This window comes from Pseudomonas sp. NPDC098747 (assembly GCF_044760045.1).
Classification (GTDB): Bacteria; Pseudomonadota; Gammaproteobacteria; order Pseudomonadales; family Pseudomonadaceae; genus Aquipseudomonas.
Genome location: NZ_JBIWAL010000005.1, coordinates 145,894 through 167,281 on the forward strand (window position 1 = coordinate 145,894; position 21,388 = coordinate 167,281).

Consider the following 21,388-nt stretch of genomic DNA (forward strand, 5'->3'; position numbering starts at 1 on the left):
GCGTATTCTCAACGGATTAATCGGGCACTACTCTGAAGACGGTTTTCCGGCCCCGCGACCGAACCGCTGAAACACTTTTCTTTCCAGTTTCGCTGCGCAGTATCCCAAAGCGGCTTTGATTTCCTTCTCGACCATCCGCGTGGAAATGCCAAAACGTTGGGAGATTTCCAGGTGCGGCGCCTCTTCCAGACGCGCCGCGATGAAGATCTTGCGACGCCGTGCAGGCAGTTCGTACAAGGCGCTGAGCAGCGACTGGATTTCCCTCTGCCCGCCCACCACCCGCGCAGGGTCTAGGGCCTCGTCACCGAGCTGCAGCAACTCTTCGACCTCGGTGCCGGTGAGCAGTCGCGCGTCAGCCTGACGCCGGTCAGCGGCGATGTTCAGGGCCATGCGATAGAGGTAGGCATTCGGCCGCGTGATGTTCGGCGGTGTCTCCATGCGGTCGACCCGCAGGTAGGTTTCGTGCAGCACGTCGTTGGCCAGATCCTCCGAGCCGAGACGCCTGCGCAGGCGCACCCGAAAGTCCTCGTAGGACGTCAGGAACAGCTGGACCATCGAACCTTGTCCGGTGTCTTTCATCCCCCGGAAACTCCTTCCCATTTGGTGCATTCCATGCGTTTTCCTGACGACTCCGGTAACAACAGCAACGTGACCGGCTGACGCAAGGCGCTGGGCGTTGGCCGGTCGATCCTGAGATTGCGAAAGCTTTCCACCAGCGCGGTATCGCGCCGTACATCACCGGTCGAGGTGACCAACCGGTTGTGTTGCACCACGCCGTCGCGCCCCACCCACACCTGCAACACCGCGCGATAATTGCCCGGACGGGTCAGCGGCGAGCGACACAGGTTGCGCTCGATCGCGGCTTGCACTGCCGTCGCATAACTGCGGCTGACTGCGATACTGGCGGGCGTCGGTTTTTCAAACGTCGATGGCACGTCCTCCACCTGTGCCACTTGCAAGGTGAAAGCATCGTCACGGGCATAGCGCGCCATCAAGCCACTGCCGCCGAGTAAACGGCGCAAGGCGTCAGCGGCGGTGTATTCACCATCCACCGCCAAAGAGCGCCTGCCACGACTCAACTGGCTGTCGACCAGCACCGCCACTCCAGTGGCGCGACTGTACTGATCCAGTGCCCCGGCAAGATCCTGCGCGGGAATATGCAGCGTCATGCGCAAGTCCGCCGGCACGGGGTTCGCTGTCGCATTGCCTGTCAGCAAGCCAAGCAGCAGCCCCAGAGTGATCTGGCGCACAAGTGTCGTTGAACGCTGAAGACCGTCCCTGGAGCTGCCTCGCTGCACGGCCGACATATCCCTGAAAATCGTCATCCTGAGGGCTGTTTATGAATCTGGTGTGACGGTCAGTGCAAAAAAACCATCACGGGAATTGCGCACGGCTTGCACTAGACTCATTCCATAGAACGACCCCTTCGGGTCGGCCAGGAGGCCTGCATGAAATCACTGTGGAAACTCACCTTGGGCGGCCTGCTGCTGAGCGTGTTCGTTGGCGCCCACGCCGAGCAGCGGCTGGGCTGCGTGGATGTGACGGTCGGCGGCTACAAGGCACCGAATTACGATTGTCTGAGCCAACAGATGGGCAACAACCCGGAAGGTGTGGCAGCGGCCGAGAAAAACCGCGAGGCGCTGAATGTGCCAGTCAACAAACGGCCACCCAACCAAGTGGGCCTCGCCACACCGGCCGCAACCAGCACGCGGATGGGCAACACCTTTGGGACGTCGGTGAAACCGCAGCGTCCACCGTCCAATGCCGGAACCTCACCATTGCTGATTGGCAAATAGCCTGACCTAGCGGTTTAACCGCTGATTGGTTATTGGTGATCCGGGGATGCAGGCCTATCCTGCACAGGCGTTATCCCTCAATGAGCAGGATTCGTCCGGCCTGATTCAGGAGTGTGAGTAATGTCCAACGAAGTGATCAATACGGTGCAGTTGCAAGCTGCCACCGGCCGCTCGGATGAACTGGGCAGGCAACTGCAGAAAATCGTCGAAACCCTGCGCGAAACGCCGGGCTGCGACTCCTACCTCGTTGACCGCTGCCCCGAGGACAGCCACCGCTGGATGGTCAGTGCGCGCTGGCAGTCGGAGACGGCGATGCAGGCACATTTCAACCGGCCAGAGGCCCAGGGATTTATCGACCTGATCGACAGTCGATTGGCCAACAGTGTGGACTTCAACAGCTTTCCGATTGTTTGATCCGACGCCTTCGCGAGCAAGCTCGCTCCCACATTGGAATGCAATCAACTGTGGGAGCGAGCTTGCTCGCGAAGGCGTATTGCGCCGCAGCCCTTCTTCTCCTTAATGACCACGAATTGGTCACCCGATCTTCCCGAATATTGGCCGTTTGCATGCCCCGCCCCGGGAACTACTGTGATCACCGACATCCCCACTTCTACAGGTGATCCGCCATGAAACTCCTGCACGTCTTCGCCGCCGCCTTCGCCCTTTCTGTATCCGTGTCCACGCTGGCTCACGACCCATCCGAGAAAGTCACGGTCCTGCAAGACCAGATGCTGAAAAACGCCCCGGGCAAAAAGGCCATGATGATCGAAGTCGATTACCAACCCGGCCAATCTTCCATCGCTCACAAACACGACGGCACCGCGATGGCGTACGTGCTGGAAGGCGAAGTCATTTCCCAGGTCAAGGGTGAACAGCCAATCACCTACAAGAAAGGTCAGTTCTGGTACGAACCGGCTGGCTCCGAACATCTGGTGTCGAAAAACGCCAGCCAGACCCAGCCTGCCAAGTTGCTGGTGTTCATGGTCTTGGCCCCTGATGAACAAGTGTTGATCCCGCTGAAAAACTGATGGTTGTTTGCCCAGCCATAAACAAAAAGGCTGAAATCATTGATTTGAGCCTTTTTATTACCCGTCGAAGTTAACCAGCCTTCGTTATTGCAAACTCAAGCCAATGTCGGCACCGGTTTCGTACAGAGTCTGTGCCATTATCAGAAAGCAGATAACTCGTTCTTTGACAGGCAAGGCCTCTTATTAAATCCAAGTGGAGAGGCCTGACTTCTACCACGCGCGCAATAACACGTAACTTTTCTCGACTTCCAAAACCCAGTGCATCGAGTACGATAAAGAGACACAGGAAGAATCAACAAACAATCAAACAAGGACGACCTCATGGGTATTTCAAATAACAGATCATTTTTAGCAAAAATAAAATTCAATGGCGAAGATGTAATATTCTATGACAAACATTCTTACGGGATGAACTTCAGTTCCCAGAAAAACTCTATCACGACGCCTCAGGGCCCCGCCAAAACGGGAGACGTTTTGGCGAGCTTCACCCCAGACATCTGGGACAGTCCAGAATTTGCTTATTTTATTGGCCATGACGACTACAGCTACAAGATCCAATTTCGCAGTGGCAATCACCATGCGAAATATCTCGGCACCGCCAGCGATAGCACCCGTGCGCTTAGGATTTACCCTGACGCTGTTTCTGCTACTTCATTCACATTGTACGATTCCAATTTAAACATCATTACTTTGGACGACATAACATCCACCAATAAAAGTGTATATTTACAACAACTACAGGGCCCATTTATTAAAAGGCAGCTGATAGACGATCAGATGTACAGCTACAGTGGACGACGGGGCAACTTGGTCAAACTCGACATCGAAATCGTTGAGCGGGGCTTTGACGGTATAGAGAACTACGGATTTTCGCGTTCGGCGGGGCATTTTCTTAGACTTGATTCAAATTAAAGCGGGTATATCTTGCGGTGGGGGCAATGTCCACGCGCTTGCGCCGATTGCATTCAAGGGAATCTGCCCTGCTCTACTTATTGAACCAGCATAAATAAAAAAGCCCCGCATCTCACAACGCGGGGCTTTTTCGTTCAACTGCCGATCAGATAGCCGGCTCGAACTCAGCGCTGGCCGACGTTGTCGCAGGAAGGTGGAGTCTTTTCCCAGGTTAAGGGTGAACTGCCGATCACCTACAGGAAGGGCCAGTTCTAGTACGAACCGGCCGGCTCCGAACATCTGGTGTCGAAAAACGCCAGTCAGACCACGCCTGCCAAGTTGTGGGTATTCATGGTGTTGGTCACGGATGAACTCTCATGAAATGAACGAGTAGAGAGACCTTGCTTTTTCTGCGCAGGTAACAGTAAGCAACCTTTGTGAACTACCAAAAAAAACCACATCGAATAAAGTAGAGACTCAAAGGACGAAACATCCATAGAAACAAGGAAACGCTATGACTCTCTTACACGACCGAACTTTTTTGGCTGAAATCAAACTCGACGGGGCGAATATAATATTCTTTGATACACATCCCTACGGAAAACGTTTCGACACCCAGAAAAGTCTGATCACAGTTCCATCTGGACCTGACACATCAGGAGGCGATTTGGCCAGCTACCATGCCAGTTCCGGTGAAAGTCCGCAGTACGCTTATTTCATCGGCCATGACGACTATACTTACACAATCCAATTTCGTGGTGGTAAGCATCACGGACAATATTTGGGTACCGATGGAAAGGGAGCCCACGCTCTGGGTGCTTTCCCGGAAAGAGGATCCAATACTACTTCTTTTATACTCTACGACTCCGACTTGAATGTCGTTACAATTGAAGATATTAACCCTATGCACGACACCCTTTATATGCAATTGCATCAGGGCGCCTTCATCAAAAAACAACTCATAGATAGCAAGATGTACAGCTATAGCGGACAATGGGGCACTCTGATCAAGCTCAACCTGAACATTGTTAAACGCGGCCATGAAAGCCTTGATAATTACTATAAAATTCTCAGCACTGGTCAATTCGTGCGAAAGCCAAACGCAACCTGGTAGTTCGTAGGTAAAGGCGAACATGTTCGAAAATTGCATCGACACTTTAAGTATTTATGTAAGTTTTGCCCCCTTTGTTTTTTGACTCGGCAAAACAAAAAAAAGCCCCGCATCTCACAATGCGGGGCTTTTTCATTCAACTGCCGATCAGATAGCCGGCTCGAGTTCAGCGCTGGCCGACGTTGTCGCAGGTGCAGGAACGACCGCCTGCCCACTCAACGCCAGATCCAGCAGTTCACGGTTGGCCACTGCATACATGGCGTAGTCAGTGCCGCTCGCGGCACGGATTTCCACCAGCATGGCGCGCCAGCGCGAGATCATGCCTTCGTGCTGTTCCATCCACAGCGCCAGACGTGTTTCCACGTCTTGAGTGCCGTCGCCCTGTTGCAGGACGGAGATGGTGATCGCACGTTGCTGCCAGTCCACATCATCACGGAACGCTTCACGGGCCAGAGCCTGCCAGTTGTTTTCAACCGGCAGAGCGCTGATCTGTTGCAGGTACCAGGTGATGTCCAGCGCACTGCCCACGGCGAAGTAGGCTTTAGCCACTTCAGCAGGGTTCTGGCCAGTCACGTCGGAGGCTTCGATGATCGGCAGCAGGGTGTACAGGTGCGAGGTACCCGCCACCATACGCGCCAGCAATTCCGGCACACCGGCTTCGACGTAAGCCTGATAACGCGCCTGCCAGTTTTCACGGATTTCGCCGCTCAGCAGTTCGTCGAGCTTCAGACCCAGCTCTTTCAGGTGCGGACCAAAATGCGCAACGTCACGGGCAGCGTTCTGCTCGTTGCGACGGGCTCGCAGGAACCAGCGAGTGGCGCGGCGACCCAGACGCATCAGCTCGTCCATCAGCTCCAACTGCACGTCAGCGCTGACCTGGTAGTCCAGCGCTTCGATCTGACGGAACCAGTGCGGGAGGTGGAAGATGTCGCGCACGATCACGTAGGCGCCAGCCACGTTCGCCGGGCTCATGCCGGTCGACTCTTTGAGTCGTTGAACGAAGGTAATGCCCATGTGGTTGACCAGATCGTTGGCGATCTGGGTGCTGACAATTTCGCGCTTCAGGCGGTGACGACGCATGGCTTCGGAGAACTTGCTGACCAGGCTCGGCGGGAACGCCGTTTCCATGTCGCGAGTCAGGTAGTCATCGTCCGGCACCATTGAGCCCAGAAGCTGCTCTTTGAGGTCAATCTTGCTGTACGAGATCAGTACCGACAGCTCAGGACGCGTCAGGCCATGACCTTCAGCGATACGCTCGGCCAGTTGCTCTTCGGCCGGCAGGAACTCGATGGCACGGTCCAGCTTGCCACGGCCTTCCAGATCACTCATCAGACGCTTGTACTCAGCGATGCGCTCATAAGCACGGCGCGCCGCCAGAGACAGGGCCTGAGTCTGCTTGTAGTTGTTACCCAACACCAGATTACCGACTTCGTCGGTCATGCTCGCCAGCAACTGGTTACGTTGCTTGTCGGTCATGTCACCGGCCTGAACCACTTCGTTCAGCAGGATCTTGATGTTCACTTCGTGGTCGGAGCAGTCCACACCACCGGCGTTGTCGATGAAGTCGGTGTTGGAACCGCCGCCATTGAGGCCGAATTCCACACGACCCAGTTGGGTCATACCGAGGTTACCGCCCTCGCCCACCACTTTGCAGCGCAGCTCGTTGCCGTTCACGCGCAGTGCATCGTTGGCTTTGTCGCCGACATCGGCGTGGCTTTCGGTGCTGGCCTTGACGTAAGTACCGATACCGCCGTTCCACAGCAGATCCACCGGCGCCTTGAGCAAGGCGTTCAGCAGTTCGGTCGGGGTCAGCTTTTCAGCCTTGATGTCGAAGCGTTCTTGCATTTGCGGGGAAATCGCGATGCTCTTCGCGCTGCGCGAGAAGATACCGCCACCTTCGGACATGATGCTGGTGTCGTAATCGGTCCAGGCCGAACGCGGCAGGTCGAACATGCGCTGACGCTCGACGAAGCTGGTCGCCGGGTTCGGATTCGGGTCGATGAAGATATGCAGGTGGTTGAATGCGGCAACCAGTTGCAGCTTGTCGGACATCAACAAGCCGTTACCGAATACGTCACCGGCCATGTCGCCGACGCCGACCACGGTGATGCTGTCTTCCTGAACATTGATGCCGCGTTCACGGAAGTGACGCTGTACGCCAACCCACGCGCCTTTGGCGGTGATGCCCATTTTCTTGTGGTCGTAACCGGCCGAACCACCGGAGGCAAACGCGTCACCCAGCCAGAAGCCGTAGTCGATGGCGATGCCGTTGGCGATGTCGGAGAAGGTTGCAGTGCCCTTGTCCGCTGCCACTACCAGGTACGGGTCGTCATCGTCGTGGCGAACCACGTTCAATGGCGGCACCAGTGCGCCGTCTTTCAGGTTGTCGGTGATGTCCAACAGACCGGAAATGAAGATGCGGTAGCAGGCGATGCCCTCGGCCGCGATCTCGTCTCGGCTGCCGCCCAGTGGCAGACGACGCGGCAGGAAACCGCCCTTCGCACCCACCGGCACGATGACCGAGTTCTTTACTTGCTGAGCTTTTACCAGGCCGAGGACTTCGGTACGGAAGTCTTCTTCACGGTCGGACCAGCGCAGACCACCACGAGCAACGTTACCGAAGCGCAGGTGCACGCCTTCAACGCGTGGCGAGTAGACGAAGATTTCGAACTTCGGTACTGGCTTTGGCAGTTCTGGAATCGCGTGCGGGTTGAACTTGAAGCTGAAGTACGACTTGTTCTGGCCGTTGGCGTCAGTCTGGTAGAAGTTGGTACGCAACGTCGCTTTGATCAGGTCGAGGTAACGACGCAGGATGCGGTCTTCGTTGAGTACCTGAACGTCATCCAGTGCAGCCAGAATCGCTTGCTCCAGACGTTGTTGCTTGTCTTCCAGATCGTCGCTGCCGAGCTTGCGCGCCAGATAGAAGCGGGTCTTGAACAACCGCGTCAGTTCGCGAGCGATGTCGGTGTGGTTGTTCAGGGTGCTGGCGATGTAACCCAGATCGAAGCCCAGACGAATCTGCTTCAGGTAACGGGCGTAGGCACGCAGCAACGCAACGTCGCGCCATGGCAGGCCGGCGGTCAGTACCAGACGGTTGAACGCATCGTTTTCGGCATCGCCGCGCACGATGTGTACAAACGCATCCTGCAACGTGTCGTTGAGTTGCTGGATGTCGAGTTCCAGACCTTCAGCAGCAGTGAACGCGAAGTCATGAATCCAGAACTCGCGGCCATTGTTGTGGCGCAGCCGGTACGGGAATTCGCCCAGGACGCGCAGACCGAGGTTTTCCAGAATCGGCAACACGTCGGACAACGCCAGCGGCGTGTCGGCGTGATACAGCTTGCAGTGCAGCTCGCGTTGGCCGGACACCTGACCCAGTGGCTGGTAGAAGCTCATCACCAACTGGTTCTTGTCGTTCAGGCTCAGCAGGTGCTGCATGTCGACCACGGCCGAATGCGCAGCAAAGCGCTCGCGATAACCCGCCGGGAAGCCTTTTGGGAAGTCTGCCAGGACGTTGGTGCCGCTGGCTTCGCCGAAGTTCTCGACGGTCAGCGCAGCGTAATCGTCCTGCCAACTGCGGCAGGCCTGCACCACTTCTTTTTCCAGTTGCAGCGGATCGATGTCCAGACGGTTCTTCGGATCGACACGCAGAATCAGCTGTACGCGAGCCAGCACGGACTCGGAGAAGAACGTCCAGAACTCGCAGTCGGAGGCCTTGAGACGCTCCATCAATACTTGCTGGATTTTTTGGCGAACTTCGGTGGAGTAGATGTCGCGCGGCACGTAGGCAAGGCAGTAGCAGAAACGACCGTACGGGTCTTTGCGCAGGAACACGCGGATCTTGTTGCGTTCCTGAATCTGCACAATCGACATCACGGTGGTGAACAGTTCGTCGACAGGTGTCTGGAACAGATCATCACGCGGCAGCACTTCGAGCACCTGCGCCAGTTCCTTGCCCAGGTGAGCCTTGGACTGGAAGCCGGAGCGGCGTTCGATTTCTTCGACCTTGCGGCGGATGAACGGGATGACCCGCACGCTCTCGCCATACACCGAAGAGGTGTACAGACCCATGAAACGGTGTTCCTTGATGACTTTGCCGTCAGCGTCGATTTCACGGATCGACACATAGTCCGGGTAAGCCGGACGGTGTACACGGCTCGGGTGCGCAGCCTTGGCGAACGACAGCAGGGTCGGTTCACGTAGGTAGTTTACGGCGTAGTCTTCGATGCGCAGGTCATCGTAGGTCAGGCCATTGCGCAGCAGCTTGGTCAGGCCGAGGAAGGAATCCTGGTCGTACTTGATGTGGCCGCCATCGGCTTCATCGGTAACGGTGAACTCTTCGTAGCCGAGGAAGGTGAAGTGGTTGCCCACCAGCCATTCCAGGAAACTCTTGATTTCAGTCTTTTCGTCGGTATCGACGGCGAATGCGCTGTTGTCGAGCTTGGTGAGGATTTCCTGCACCTTGGCTTTCATTGGCTCGAAATCGGCGACCGCGACGCGGACTTCACCGAGAACCTGTTCCAGCTCTTTGCTCAGCACATTCAGTTCGGCCGCGTTGGCGCAGCGGTCGATTTCCAGGTACATCAACGACTCTTGCAGAATGTCGTCGCCCTGAGTGCCCTTCGGCAGGACTTCCAGCAACTCGCCCTTGCTGCCACGACGTACGCTGAGCACGGTGGTTTGCAGAGTGTGGATGCTGTAGCCGCGGCGGTTCAGCTCGGTGCGGACCGAGTCGACCAAAAACGGCAGGTCATGGTGCAGGACTTCGACCGCGGTGTGGGTCGACTGCCAGCCATGACGTTCGTAATCGGGGTTGTAGACGCGCACTTGCGGTTGCGCGTGATCGAAGCGCTCAAGCAGGCGCCACGCAGAGAGAGTACAGCCAGCGAGGTCGGAGAGGCGACGCTGGGTCAGCTCGTCCAGGGAAATGATGCCGAAGAATTGTTCAGCGAACAGCGCCACTTGTGGCAGTGCCTGTTCACTGATGTGCTGCGCCAGTGCCGCTTGCAGTTGGTGCTGGAAGTCGGCTTTGCTGGCTGCGGTGAAGAACGCCATCTGTGGTACTCCGCTTAAGCTTGTTATTAATGGAAAGCGTCGCGTGCAACACCCCTTTCGGGGTTTGTGTCGCCCTGCTCCTGATTCTCGGGCAGAGGAAACAGGGAGACAGGTGGGTGAAGCTGGACGGGACACTCAGGTCACATTCACCTTCCATGAATGAGCATCTGCAAAAGCGACTGTCAGCGTTGATTTCAAGGCGCGGACAATGCCTTTACGGGTGCTCATCCGTTGCGCAGCTTAATGGGTGCGACAATGTGTCTGCTTGCGGTGCTGCGACATATTCGGTCATAGGCACGTAAACCAAGGCTCTGGCTGGGTTAAACACTAGCATTCTTGGCGCAGAACGTCGGTCTGAATGCCCGGTTTTACGGTACATCCGTGCCAGAAATGACCATTGACCTGTATCGCGTTCACGACACATCCTCTGACACTCTCACATGCAGAAATTCCCGAGGGCTGGCAGAATCGCGCCCAATTGCGACCAACACGCCCCTTGAGGCAGGAATTCCCGATGCAAATGACCACCGCCCTACTGATCGTCAACCCGTGCGACGACGAAGAAGACAACATGGCCATGCTCTGCTGCCACAGCGACAAGGGCGACATGTTCCTGATGAGCCGCTATCCGGACGAGGATGAACTGGAAATCACCCTGGATGGCGAGCCTTCGACGCTCGATGGCGTCAAGGTAACCCTGACTTCGACCCTGCTGAAGATCGAAATCGCGGCGGCGGATGCTGATGTGCTGAATGGTGATGATGTGCTGGAGATCACCTTTAACCCGGACATGGTTGATCTGGCTGAGGTTGAAGAGACTTTGAAGAATATTCTCGACGGTACCGGGACGTTCGTCAGCGAGATTTGATGCCGTCCAGGTGGCCCTCATCGCTGGCAAGCCAGCTCCCACAATGACCGATGTGCTGCATTAATCGCATGCACACCGCTAAAACCTGTGGGAGCTGGCTTGCCAGCGATGAGGCCAGAACTGCAAGCTCGATAGTCCCCTGCTACAAAAATCCAATACCCCCCCCGAAGCATTTTCCGCACTTTGCGCGAAACATGATTAAACGTTGCAACTCATTGAAGTGAAAAGTTAAAAACCCCCACCTCTTACAACCGAAAAAACCGTAAGCAACCCCCTACTCAGCAGCAAGAACAATCCCACAGAAGCTTGGGAAACATCGCTGCCGGTCTCAATTGAAAATCAGATAGCCCACTGTTATTAATAAATCACTTGCACTCTTATCATTGCAAGTGCGCCAGCCACCAGTTAGCGCCACATCAATAACAAGGAGTTAATATCATGGGTAAAAAACGTACCGAGATCGGCCCTTGGGATAGCCTTCAAGAGATGCTGCATACATCAGATAGTTTTCTGGCTTCTGAAGTGAGCTTCTTTGCTTCACTCACTAACTGACCGACAGTGCAGGAAAGTGCCGGAGGAACCCTCCGGCATTTAAACTATAGGAGGCTATTATGTCTGAGCGGGAGTTTTGCCCTTTTGTAGCGCAATTAAAAATTGAGAAAATAATACGCTCCTTAGATTTAGAGGCGATTACACGCTATACCGACAACCACAAACTCGTAGCAGTTGCCGAGCTTTTTGACAAGTCCAACACTGCAGTGGAAGCTGGAGCCGGCAAAGGGCCAAATTCGCTTGTTGGAGCACTTGCTGAAAGCGTCGAACATTACTGCGCACTTCAATTGAGCTCTGCCGAATCGAGCATCCAGCAATGTGACTTTATCTCGAACCAGCACGCTGCCAGCCACGATGGATTCCTGACGAGCTTGCGATTCAAAAATGAAGCAATCGAGTGTTTCAAACTAACAACACTGGATAGAACGGAGGACCTCTTCATTCCAAGCCTCCTGCTTCGCCCAAAGCTCCATGATCAACCACGCAGCGAAGCAGGCGAAGCCCATCTCATTTTGGGCCGATACTCCTCCAACTCAGGTTCTGCTTTCGGCTGCACTCAAGCTGAGGCACTACTACACGGTGCAAACGAACTCATCGAAAGACATGTTTTATCAAAATTATTTTTGTCAATTTGTAGCTTGGGCCCTTCCATTAGCCTGTACAGGCCTTCGAGCGCGCTACTAGCAAGATCGTTACAGAACGACCCACACGCACTGGGGCTTGCAGAAAAACTACAAATCATCGTTATACACAGCTCAATGAATAGTTATTTTTCTGTAGCGCTTCCAAAATCTGGCCCAGGTGATTTCCATCTATCCCCAATCGGCTCAGGAAACTCCCTAGATATACAAACTGCGATACAACGGGCAGTCACCGAACAAATTCAAGCGAGTGCGTTTTATGATGCTCCACAAGAAAAAATTGACAGCAAAACATTCGCTTTTCTTGCCAACTCTAAATCTCCCCGCCACCTAATAGATTTTAAGCCCATTAGGGCTTTAAAGCTTCCGCCAATCGATGAACCACCAGCCCACCTCACCTCGAGTGTTCCGTTACAACTGAAAACCCTGAACAACAACATCACAGACTCAGGCCGGAAACTTTATTATAGAGTCATTACCGACTTTCCCGGAAACGGCATTGTTTGCCAAAGCTATATACCTGGCCTTGAACGCTTTAACATTATAAGGAATGGAAGCTTGGTAGCACCGCAAACCATCTTGCGTCAATTACCCGCAAAATAATGTTAGCGCCACACCACAGAAGACATTCAATGCAGACGCTCATCAGAACCGCTTGCAAAAATCACGCGTGGCTATTGATCTCAACCATCACCACAGTCATAGCGCTGAAAGTCCTTGCACTAGCACCGCCATTGCTCCTAGGCAAAGTAGTTGACGCACTAAACAGCCAAACCCCGACAGCGCTCAACCTACTGCTGTTTTTGACAGCAGGAATTACCCTAGCCGGGTGCATTCAAGCCGTAATCAATCCGCTGCAAATCTATTTCCTTTCCAAGTTGGTGCAACAGGTAGTGATGGATGCCTCAATCGGCTGGATGGCACAGCTGATGCGCAAAGAGTTCCAGCAATTCAACACGTGGCGTATTGGCCATTTCATTAAGTCAGTAGAGCGTGGGATTACCGCTCATGAGCAATTGCTGACGTTTTTCATCACCACAGGTTTGCCGCTGTGTCTGGAGTTCATCATCGTCGGGCTGGCTTTTTACTACATGGGCGGGGCAGGTATTTTCCTGGCAATGACTGGCATGGCGATCCTTTACTTGTTTGCCGCCCACCGAATCATCAAATGGCGCAGAAAGCACATTGATGCAGTTAATGAGCAGGAGGACGAACTAAGTGCTCTGCTTTTCAGCACCCTGAATACCGGCAAATCGATAAAGCTGGAAAGCGCCGAGCACACGGCAACTCAACCCTTGAACCATGCCTTCCGGCAGTACGCCAAAGCGGCAGTGACGGTGGCCAGTTCCGGAGGGTTCTTGAGTGGAGCGAAAATCCTCTTTGTCAGCCTGTCTACTGGAGGGTTGCTGGGTTGGGGAGTCATTGACCAATTGTCAGGCGAGCCAAGTATCAGCGTTGGCCAACTGGTTGCCGTATTTGCCATTGCCGGAAGCTTTTTGCTCAACATCTCGGCGCTGACTGAAGGTTATCGAGTGCTCGATCAGTTTTTGGCTGACCAGCGTCGACTACGCCACCTGCTGTCACTGCAAGACTTTGATGATGACAGCCGACAAGCCGATATCACGGCGCGGAACGAGTCGACGCTCGTCCTTCAGCCCTGCACCGTCAGCGATAACAACGCTGTTCAGTTGAACATCAGCCAAACCATGACGTTTTACCAGGGGCAGTCGGTTGCGATTACTGGCCCCAGTGGGGCCGGCAAATCCACCTTGCTGGAAACGCTGGCCGGGCTAAACGCCTCAGTGAGAGTTCACCTGAGTATCGATCACGTGCAACTCTGCGATCTGAATGCCCAGACACATCTGCAGGTGTTGAGGTATTGCCCTCAATCTCCGCAGTTTCTAGAGGGCAGTTTTGCCAAGTCGGTTTTGTTTGGCATGGATCTATCACCTGACCTGAATCTGGCGATAAAGCGTTTAAATCTTGAGGACATTGTTTCGCAACGCAAACTCACCGAGAACGCCTCCAACATTTCCGGCGGAGAAGCGAAACGCCTTTCTTTGCTTCGCCTGATAAACAGGCCGGGACGATTCAATCTGTTCGACGAGCCCAGCGCCTCCATTGAACCGAAGTTGGCCGCACCGGTTTGGGACCTGTTGTTCGATACGTTTGCGACTCGCGGGTTGATCTGTGTCACCCATGATGTCGGCCACCTGTACCGCTTTGATCGGGTCATCGTCATGCAGAACGGTGCGATCATTGACGATGGCCCTTGGCAGAAATTGGTCGACACAGCCGCAATCAAACTTCTGCTAACTGATATTCAGATGGTTGAGAAATAAAAAACGTCAAATGATCACCGTCTTCGACAGTTCCTACACTGGATCGCATTCCAATGCTGTAACGGCCGCAGGCCGGGATCTTTTGCTCTTTTCTACAAAATGCCGTTAGTCGCCACCCCCCACGATGGATTAAAGTAACGCCCCCAGCCCCGGCGTTACCCAAACGCCCGCGGCCACCCCTTTCCAGGAACAGTCACCGATGGAACATCGTGAAGCGCTGCTGGCGCTGCGAACCTTTCTTTCAACGCAGATTCTCGGCCAGGAAAAACTCATCGAGCGTTTGCTCATCGCCCTGCTCGCCGACGGCCACATGCTGGTCGAGGGCGCGCCGGGTCTGGCCAAGACCAAAGCGATCAAAGAACTCGCCGAGGGCATCGAAGCCCAGTTCCATCGCATCCAGTTCACCCCTGATCTGCTGCCTGCCGACATCACCGGCACCGAGATCTATCGCCCGGAAACCGGCAGTTTCGTGTTTCAGCAAGGGCCGATCTTTCACAACCTGGTGCTGGCGGACGAAATCAACCGTGCCCCGGCCAAGGTGCAATCGGCGCTGCTCGAAGCGATGGCCGAACGTCAGGTCAGCGTCGGGCGCAGCACGTATGAGCTGTCGCCGCTGTTTCTGGTGATGGCCACGCAGAACCCGATCGAGCAGGAAGGCACCTATCCGCTGCCGGAAGCGCAGCTCGACCGCTTCCTGATGCACGTCAAAATCGGTTTCCCCGATGCCGCCGTGGAGCGCCGCATCCTCCAGCAGGCCCGTGGCGAAGCGCTGAACGGCGAGACCAAGCCCGAGCGCCGGGTCAGCCAGCAAGCGATTTTCGCCGCGCGCAAGGAAATCCTTGGCCTGTACATGGCTGATGCCGTGGAGGAATACCTGGTGCAACTGGTCATGGCCACGCGCAACCCGGCCAAGTTCGACCCGGAAATGGCCGAGTGGATCGCCTACGGCGCCAGCCCACGTGGCTCGATTGCTCTCGACCGCTGCGCCCGGGCCCACGCCTGGCTGGCCGGGCGCGACTTCGTCAGCCCTGAAGACATTCAGGCCGTGCTGTTCGACGTGTTGCGTCACCGCATCATTCTGTCGTTTGAAGCCGAGGCCGCCGGCATCGATCAGGATCGCGTGGTGCAGCGGATTCTCGACGTCGTAGCCGTCGCTTGACCCCCATGAACGCTCCTCTGCCGTCCGAACCGGGCATCCGCGTCAGCCTCGCCGAGCTGATCGAGATGCGCCACCGTGTGCGCGAAGTGCAGCTGTTTTCCACGCCGAGCCAGCGCAGCCCGCTGATCGGCTTGCATCATTCGAAATTCCGCGGTCGAGGCGTAGACTTCGATCAGGTGCGGGTTTATCAGGCCGGCGACGATGTTCGCACTATCGACTGGCGCGTTACCGCTCGCACGCAGGAGCCGCACACCAAGCTGTTCCATGAAGAACGCGAACGGCCGATCTTCATCATGGTCGAGCAAAGCACGCGGCTGTTTTTCGGCTCGGGGCTGATGTTCAAATCGGTGCTGGCCGCGCAAGTGGCGGCGTTGATCGGCTGGGCCGCGCTTGGCCACAACGACCGGGTCGGCGGCTTGGTGTTCGGCGACAATGAGCATTACGAAATCAAGCCACGACGGAGCAAACAGAGTCTGCTGCAACTGCTCAATCGTCTGGTCAAGGTCAACCAGTCGCTGCACACCGAGCGCGAACTGGATCGCGATACGCTCGGCGTAGCCCTGCGCCGAGCCCGGGAAGTGCTGCGCCCGGGCAGTCTGGTGATCGTGATTTGCGATGAGCGCGCGCTGACCGACAGTGCCGAACAGCAACTAAGCTTGCTCTCGCGGCATTGCGATTTACTGATGCTGCCGCTGTCCGATCCGCTCGATCACGCCCTGCCCGCCGCCGGTCTCTTGCGATTCGCTGAACGAGGCGCGCAACTGGAACTCGATACACTCAATTTCGACCTGCGCCAGACCTATCGCGCCCAGGCCGAAGCACGTATCGCCCGCTGGGAACTGCTCGCGCAAAAACTGCGAGTGTTGCTGATGCCGCTGAGCACCCAAAGCGAGATGGTCGAGCAGATGCGCGAATTCCTCAATCCGCAGCGACCGGGGAAAGGTCGATGATTGGCCTCGAAAAACTGCAACCGCTGATCTCCCCGCCACCGATTGCCTTCTGGCCGCCGGCACCGGGCTGGTGGCTGCTGCTTCTGTTGTTGCCGCTGCTCGGCTTTGCCGTGTGGCGTTTGCGCCGTTTCATCCCCCTGAAAAAACGCCCGATCGTGCGCGCCGAACAGCCGCTCGACCCGGTGCGCATCGCCGCCCTCGCCGAACTGGCACAAATGCCCAAACCCTACGACGGCGCCCCGGCCGGCGCCTGGCTGCAGCAACTCAACGGCCTGCTCAAGCGCCTGTGCCGCAACCACTACCCCTACAGCCAGAGCCACACGCTCAATGGCCGCAAATGGCTGGCATTTCTCGACAATCGTTGCCCGGCAGCCGGGCTGACGCGCTGGATGGTGCTGGTCGAAGGCGCCTACAAACCGGAATGCAAACTCGACGACAAAGCCATCGCCGGCCTGACCCAAGCGGTCGACACCTGGATTCGCAAGCATGTTTGAATTCGCCTGGCCGTGGATCTTTGCGCTGTTGCCACTGCCGTGGTTGATGCGCCTCGTGCTGCCGGTGGCCGACAGCGGCGAGCCTGCGTTGAAAGTCAGTTTCCTCTCGGACCTTGAAGGCCTTGCTCGTCGTCGCGCTCGGGCCAATCTGCCGGCGTGGCGCCAACAGGCTCCGTTCATTTTGCTGTGGTTGCTGTTGTTGAGCGCCGCTGCGCGCCCGCAATGGCTCGGCGAACCGCTGCCGATTGCTGCCAGCGGTCGCGATCTGCTGGTCGCGGTGGACGTGTCCGGATCGATGGACTTCCCGGATATGCAGTGGCAGGACGAGGACGTCAGCCGACTGACTCTGGTGCAGCACCTGCTCGGCGACTTCCTCGAAAGCCGCGACGGCGACCGTGTTGGCCTGATCCTGTTCGGCAGCCAGGCCTATCTGCAAGCACCGCTGACCTTCGACCGCCACACCGTGCGTGTCTGGCTCGACGAAGCGCGGATCGGCATCGCGGGCAAGAACACCGCCATCGGCGACGCCATCGGTCTGGCCCTGAAACGCCTGCGCATGCGTCCGGCGCAAAGTCGCGTGCTGATTCTGGTCACCGACGGCGCCAACAATGGCGGCGAAATCGATCCACTGACCGCTGCGAAACTGGCGGCCAGCGAAGGCGTGAAGATCTACCCGATCGGCATCGGCGCCAATCCGGAAGACAGCGGTTCCACCGCGTTGCTCGGCGTCAATCCGAGCCTGGACCTCGACGAGCCGGCGCTCAAAGCCATCGCGCAAGTGACCGGCGGCCAGTATTTCCGCGCCCACGACGGCAAAGAACTGCAAGCGATCAAGGACACCCTCGACCAGCTCGAACCGGTGACCCAACAACCTACCCAGGCGCGTCCGGCACAAGCTTTGTATCACTGGCCTCTGGCGTTGACCTTGTGGCTGAGCCTGCTGTTGGTCGCGCGCGAATTGTGGCCAGACAACCCGCTGCAACGCCTGTTCAACAAGCAGCTGTATCTGCAAAGTCCGCTGCCTGACTGGCGCGGGCGCCTCAAACGCTTGCGTCTGCGGAGGCGCCGATGATCGCCCTTTGGCCGCACTGGTTCCGTCCGTGGTGGTTGCTGTTGCTGCCGCTGCTCGGCTGGCTGATCTGGCAACTCTGGCATCGGCAAAAACGCGCCGGACGCTGGCAGATGATTTTGCCGCCGGCGTTTCACGCCACCCTGCTCAGCGGCGGTAACGGTCGCGACAGCAAACTGCCGTGGGTCGCCCTCGGTATCGCGTGGCTGCTGACGATTCTGGCGCTGCTCGGGCCGAGTTGGGAGCGCGTCGAACAGACCAGCCAGAAACCTGCCGATCCGTTGGTGGTGATACTGGAACTGACTCCGGAAATGCTCGCCACCGACTCGCCACCCACGCGTTTGGAACAGGCGCGGCGCAAGCTGTTCGACCTGTTACAGGCACGCAGCGATGCGCAAACCGCCATCGTCGTCTACGCCGGCAGCGCCCACACGCTGGTGCCGTTGTCGGATGACCTGGCGACCAGTCGCAATCTGCTCGACGCACTCAAGCCGTCGCTGATGCCGGAAAGTGGTCACCGTGCGGATTTGGCGGTGAACAAAGCGCTGGCATTGCTCAAACAGGGTGCGCTCGGCCAGGGGCGGATTCTATTAATCGGTTCATCCCTGAACGAAGAAGAGCGCCAAGGCATTCGCCGTGCGCTGAGCGGTGAGTCGGCGCAACTGTTGATGCTCGGCGTCGGCACCGCTGAAGGCGCGCCGATTGCCCAAGAGGACGGCAGTTTCCTCAAGGACAAACAAGGCGCGATCCGCGTGCCGCAACTCGACAGTCCGGGCCTCGGCGCCTTCCTCAACAGCGTTGGCGGTGACTATCACGCCGCACGGCTGGACGAAGGTGATCTGGGCGCACTCGGCTTGCTCAATGGCCCGCGCAGCCTGCGCGACGACGGCCAGACCGTGCGCCTCGATACCTGGGCTGATCAGGGTTACTGGCTGCTGTTGCCGCTGTTATTGCTGGCGGCGTGCGCCGGGCGTCGCGGCTGGCTGTTCTGTTTGCCACTGCTGATCTGCCTGCCGCAGCCAAGCTACGCTTTCGACTTCGAAGACCTGTGGCTGCGCCCGGACCAGCGCGGGCTGCACCTGCTCAAGCAGAAGCGCCCCGCCGAAGCGGCGCAACATTTTGCCGATCATCAGTGGCAAGGGGTGGCGTTGTACGAGGCCGGCGACTACAGTGGCGCCGCCCAGCGTTTCGCCGAAGGCAGCGATGCCCGCGCCCACTACAATCGAGGCAACGCATTGGCGAAAAGCGGTGAGCTGGACGCCGCAATCGATGCCTATGAACAGGCCCTGGAGTTGCAACCGGACTTGCGCCCGGCGCAGACCAACAAGGCGCTGGTGGAAAATCTGCTGAAGTTGAAAAACACGCCGCCGCCCGCTGAACCGGAGCGCAAATCGACGGAGCAAAACCTGCCCGGCGATGAACCGCCGCCAGCGACCGCGCCGCCACCCGCGGTGCGAAGTGAAACCCGGAGCGAGGCTCAGCCCGCCGAGTCAGCCAGCGAACCACCACCGACTGCCCCACCACTGCCAGGCCCCGACGAATTGTCAGGCAGTGACGAGGAAGAGGAAACGAACACCGTGCCGACGCTACGCCCCAGCGAAGACAACCTCGAAGGCGAGCAACGTCAGGCATTGGAACAATGGCTGGGCAAGATTCCCGACGACCCGGGCGAATTGCTGCGACGCAAATTCTGGTACGAACAGCAACAACATCAGGATCAGGAAAATACTCGATGACCCGCTTCACCGTTCTCTTGCTACCCCTGCTGATCTGCACGGCCACCGCTCACGCGGCCGAGTTGACTGCCAGCGTGGATCGCAGTCGCCTGAACTCCGGCGAGACGGTCGAACTCACCCTCGAAACCAGCGACGTCACCCAGTTCGGCAAACCCGACCTGACACCGCTGGAGCCGCTGTTCGAAGTCCGCGGCACGCGGCAGGTCAACCAGTTGAACACCCTCAGCGGCGAAAACCGCGCCACCACGCGCTGGATCATCACCCTGTTGCCGAAAGAAAACGGCAGCGTGCTGATTCCGCCGCTGCAATTGGGCGATGTACAGAGCCAGCCGATCACCGTGCAAGTGGTCGAAAGCGATATTCGCGAGGACAAGAACAGCCTCGATCCGGTGTTCATCGAGGCCAGTCTCGATCAGTCCAGCGTCTACGTGCAGGCCCAGGCGATCCTGACCCTGCGCATCTACCATTCGGTGTCGCTGTACGACGACAGCAGCCTGACCCCGCTGCAAATCGCCGACGCGCGCATCGAGCAACTGGGTGATACGCGCACTTACGAGAAAGACATCAACGGCGTGCGCCATGGCGTAATCGAAATGCGCTATGCGATCTATCCGCAGCACAGCGGCTTATTGACCATTGCCCCACAGACGTTCAGTGCAACGCTGGTCGAGACCCAGCCCGCCCAAGACTCAACCGCGCAAGGGCCGAAACCCGGCAAACTGATGCGAGTCAATTCCGCGCAAATCCCCCTGACGGTCAAACCCAAGCCACTGACCTATCCGATCGATGCGCCATGGCTGCCGGCCCGCAGCCTGAGCCTGAGCGAGAACTGGAGCCCGGAGCCGGAACACACTCAGGTCGGCGATTCGCTGACCCGCAGTTTGACCCTGAAAGTCGAAGGCCTGGCCAGCTCACAACTCCCGGCACTGCCCGCCACCGAGGTCAACGGCCTGCGCCGCTACCCGGATCAACCGGTGCTGAGCAACCAGAGCAGCGACCGCGGCCTGATCGGCAGCCGTGAAGAACGCGAAGCACTGGTCCCGAGTCGCAGCGGTTCAATCGACCTGCCAACGGTAGACGTGGTGTGGTGGAACACCTTCGAAGACCACCTGGAACACAGCAGCCTGCCGGCGCGTACGCTGCAAGTGGCCAACAACCCGGGCCTGCAAGTCGACACCCCGACCGGCAGCCTGCAACCTGCGATTGTTGACAGTGACACGCTGTGGTGGTGGAAACTCAGCACGCTTGTTCTGGCCTGCACCACCCTCCTGGGCTTCGGCCTGTGGTGGCGTGCGCGCTGGCAACCGGCGATCCTGCGCGCCGCACAAACCGGCCCGAGCCCACGCACCTTGATGGACGACATCAAGCGTGCGAGCCAGGCCAACGATCCGCACGCAACCCGCCAGGCGCTGGATGCCTGGGCGCGTCAGCAACCGGAGACACTGGCGGACATGGCGGCGCGGTTTGTGCCGTTGTCGGATGCGCTGGACGGGCTCAATGGTGCGCTGTACAGCGAGACTGGCCAGCACTGGCAAGGCGAGGATTTGTGGCGGGCGATCCGCACCATTCCAGCGGCGGAACGGGTGCAGGATCCGGTGGTTGACAGCGGGTTGCCGCCGCTTTATCCGAAGTAATTTCTGTAGGACTTATAGCCTGACGGCGAGCCTTTTATCCCGACCGGAAAAGCCCTACGTTA

At 57.4% G+C, this 21,388-nt stretch carries 17 protein-coding genes and 1 pseudogene; 15 read left to right on the forward strand and 3 right to left on the reverse strand.

Annotation, left to right across the window (positions count from 1 at the left end):
* Positions 1-27: 27 nt before the first annotated feature.
* Positions 28-579 carry an RNA polymerase sigma factor gene (locus ACIQVE_RS04990; RefSeq protein WP_402805109.1) on the reverse strand — a complete coding sequence of 184 codons (552 nt, stop codon included), beginning with the start codon at positions 577-579 and terminating at the stop codon, positions 28-30.
* Positions 576-1,241, reverse strand: a complete 666-nt coding sequence (locus tag ACIQVE_RS04995) for a secretin and TonB N-terminal domain-containing protein (RefSeq protein ID WP_402805218.1) — start codon at positions 1,239-1,241, stop codon at positions 576-578. The genes ACIQVE_RS04990 and ACIQVE_RS04995 overlap by 4 nt, the downstream gene beginning before the upstream one ends.
* A 207-nt stretch (positions 1,242-1,448) precedes the next feature.
* On the opposite strand from ACIQVE_RS04995, the gene ACIQVE_RS05000 reads away from it, so the two are divergent.
* The 6 genes and pseudogenes from ACIQVE_RS05000 to ACIQVE_RS05025 all read left to right on the forward strand — a co-directional run bounded on the left by ACIQVE_RS05000 (position 1,449) and on the right by ACIQVE_RS05025 (position 4,829).
* A complete protein-coding gene (locus tag ACIQVE_RS05000; protein ID WP_402805111.1) occupies positions 1,449-1,796 on the forward strand; it encodes a hypothetical protein in 348 nt (115 codons plus the stop codon).
* Positions 1,797-1,916: 120 nt separating this feature from the next.
* Positions 1,917-2,210 carry a putative quinol monooxygenase gene (locus ACIQVE_RS05005; protein ID WP_402805113.1) on the forward strand — a complete coding sequence of 98 codons (294 nt, stop codon included), beginning with the start codon at positions 1,917-1,919 and terminating at the stop codon, positions 2,208-2,210.
* Between the two features lie 212 nt (positions 2,211-2,422).
* Positions 2,423-2,824 carry a cupin domain-containing protein gene (locus ACIQVE_RS05010; RefSeq protein ID WP_402805115.1) on the forward strand — a complete coding sequence of 134 codons (402 nt, stop codon included), beginning with the start codon at positions 2,423-2,425 and terminating at the stop codon, positions 2,822-2,824.
* A 321-nt stretch (positions 2,825-3,145) separates the two neighbouring features.
* Positions 3,146-3,736, forward strand: a complete 591-nt coding sequence (locus ACIQVE_RS05015; RefSeq protein WP_402805117.1) for a hypothetical protein — start codon at positions 3,146-3,148, stop codon at positions 3,734-3,736.
* A 192-nt stretch (positions 3,737-3,928) separates the two neighbouring features.
* Positions 3,929-4,096, forward strand: a pseudogene (locus ACIQVE_RS05020) (cupin domain-containing protein); the annotation flags it as partial.
* Between the two features lie 133 nt (positions 4,097-4,229).
* Positions 4,230-4,829, forward strand: a complete 600-nt coding sequence (locus ACIQVE_RS05025; protein WP_402805119.1) for a hypothetical protein — start codon at positions 4,230-4,232, stop codon at positions 4,827-4,829.
* A 144-nt stretch (positions 4,830-4,973) separates the two neighbouring features.
* Here ACIQVE_RS05025 and ACIQVE_RS05030 read toward each other — a convergent pair whose 3' ends face one another.
* The gene (locus tag ACIQVE_RS05030; protein ID WP_402805121.1) at positions 4,974-9,881 is read right to left on the reverse strand and encodes an NAD-glutamate dehydrogenase; all 4,908 of its coding nucleotides are present in this window, start codon (positions 9,879-9,881) and stop codon (positions 4,974-4,976) included.
* Between the two features lie 514 nt (positions 9,882-10,395).
* Between ACIQVE_RS05030 and ACIQVE_RS05035 the strand changes: the two genes are divergently transcribed.
* The 9 genes from ACIQVE_RS05035 (at position 10,396) to ACIQVE_RS05075 (ending at position 21,326) form a co-directional block, all read left to right on the forward strand.
* Positions 10,396-10,749, forward strand: coding sequence for a hypothetical protein (locus tag ACIQVE_RS05035; protein ID WP_402805123.1), 354 nt, complete (start codon positions 10,396-10,398; stop codon positions 10,747-10,749).
* A gap of 611 nt (positions 10,750-11,360) precedes the next feature.
* A complete protein-coding gene (locus ACIQVE_RS05040; protein WP_402805125.1) occupies positions 11,361-12,545 on the forward strand; it encodes a YcaO-like family protein in 1,185 nt (394 codons plus the stop codon).
* A 29-nt stretch (positions 12,546-12,574) separates the two neighbouring features.
* Positions 12,575-14,284: an ATP-binding cassette domain-containing protein gene (locus tag ACIQVE_RS05045; protein WP_402805126.1), complete on the forward strand. Its 1,710-nt coding sequence runs from the start codon at positions 12,575-12,577 to the stop codon at positions 14,282-14,284.
* A gap of 199 nt (positions 14,285-14,483) precedes the next feature.
* On the forward strand, positions 14,484-15,443 hold the full coding sequence (locus ACIQVE_RS05050) for a MoxR family ATPase (RefSeq protein ID WP_007913915.1): 960 nt from the start codon (positions 14,484-14,486) through the stop codon (positions 15,441-15,443).
* 5 nt (positions 15,444-15,448) lie between these two features.
* The gene (locus tag ACIQVE_RS05055) at positions 15,449-16,393 is read left to right on the forward strand and encodes a DUF58 domain-containing protein (protein WP_402805128.1); all 945 of its coding nucleotides are present in this window, start codon (positions 15,449-15,451) and stop codon (positions 16,391-16,393) included.
* Complete coding sequence (locus ACIQVE_RS05060; RefSeq protein ID WP_402805130.1) at positions 16,390-16,887, forward strand: DUF4381 domain-containing protein; 498 nt, start codon at positions 16,390-16,392, stop codon at positions 16,885-16,887. The genes ACIQVE_RS05055 and ACIQVE_RS05060 overlap by 4 nt, the downstream gene beginning before the upstream one ends.
* Entirely contained in the window at positions 16,880-17,959 is a 1,080-nt protein-coding gene (locus ACIQVE_RS05065) for a vWA domain-containing protein (RefSeq protein WP_402805131.1), read from the forward strand. The genes ACIQVE_RS05060 and ACIQVE_RS05065 overlap by 8 nt, the downstream gene beginning before the upstream one ends.
* Positions 17,956-19,692: a tetratricopeptide repeat protein gene (locus ACIQVE_RS05070; protein WP_402805132.1), complete on the forward strand. Its 1,737-nt coding sequence runs from the start codon at positions 17,956-17,958 to the stop codon at positions 19,690-19,692. Before ACIQVE_RS05065 ends, ACIQVE_RS05070 begins: the two co-directional genes overlap by 4 nt.
* Positions 19,689-21,326: a BatD family protein gene (locus tag ACIQVE_RS05075; RefSeq protein WP_402805133.1), complete on the forward strand. Its 1,638-nt coding sequence runs from the start codon at positions 19,689-19,691 to the stop codon at positions 21,324-21,326. Before ACIQVE_RS05070 ends, ACIQVE_RS05075 begins: the two co-directional genes overlap by 4 nt.
* Positions 21,327-21,388 lie beyond the last annotated feature (62 nt).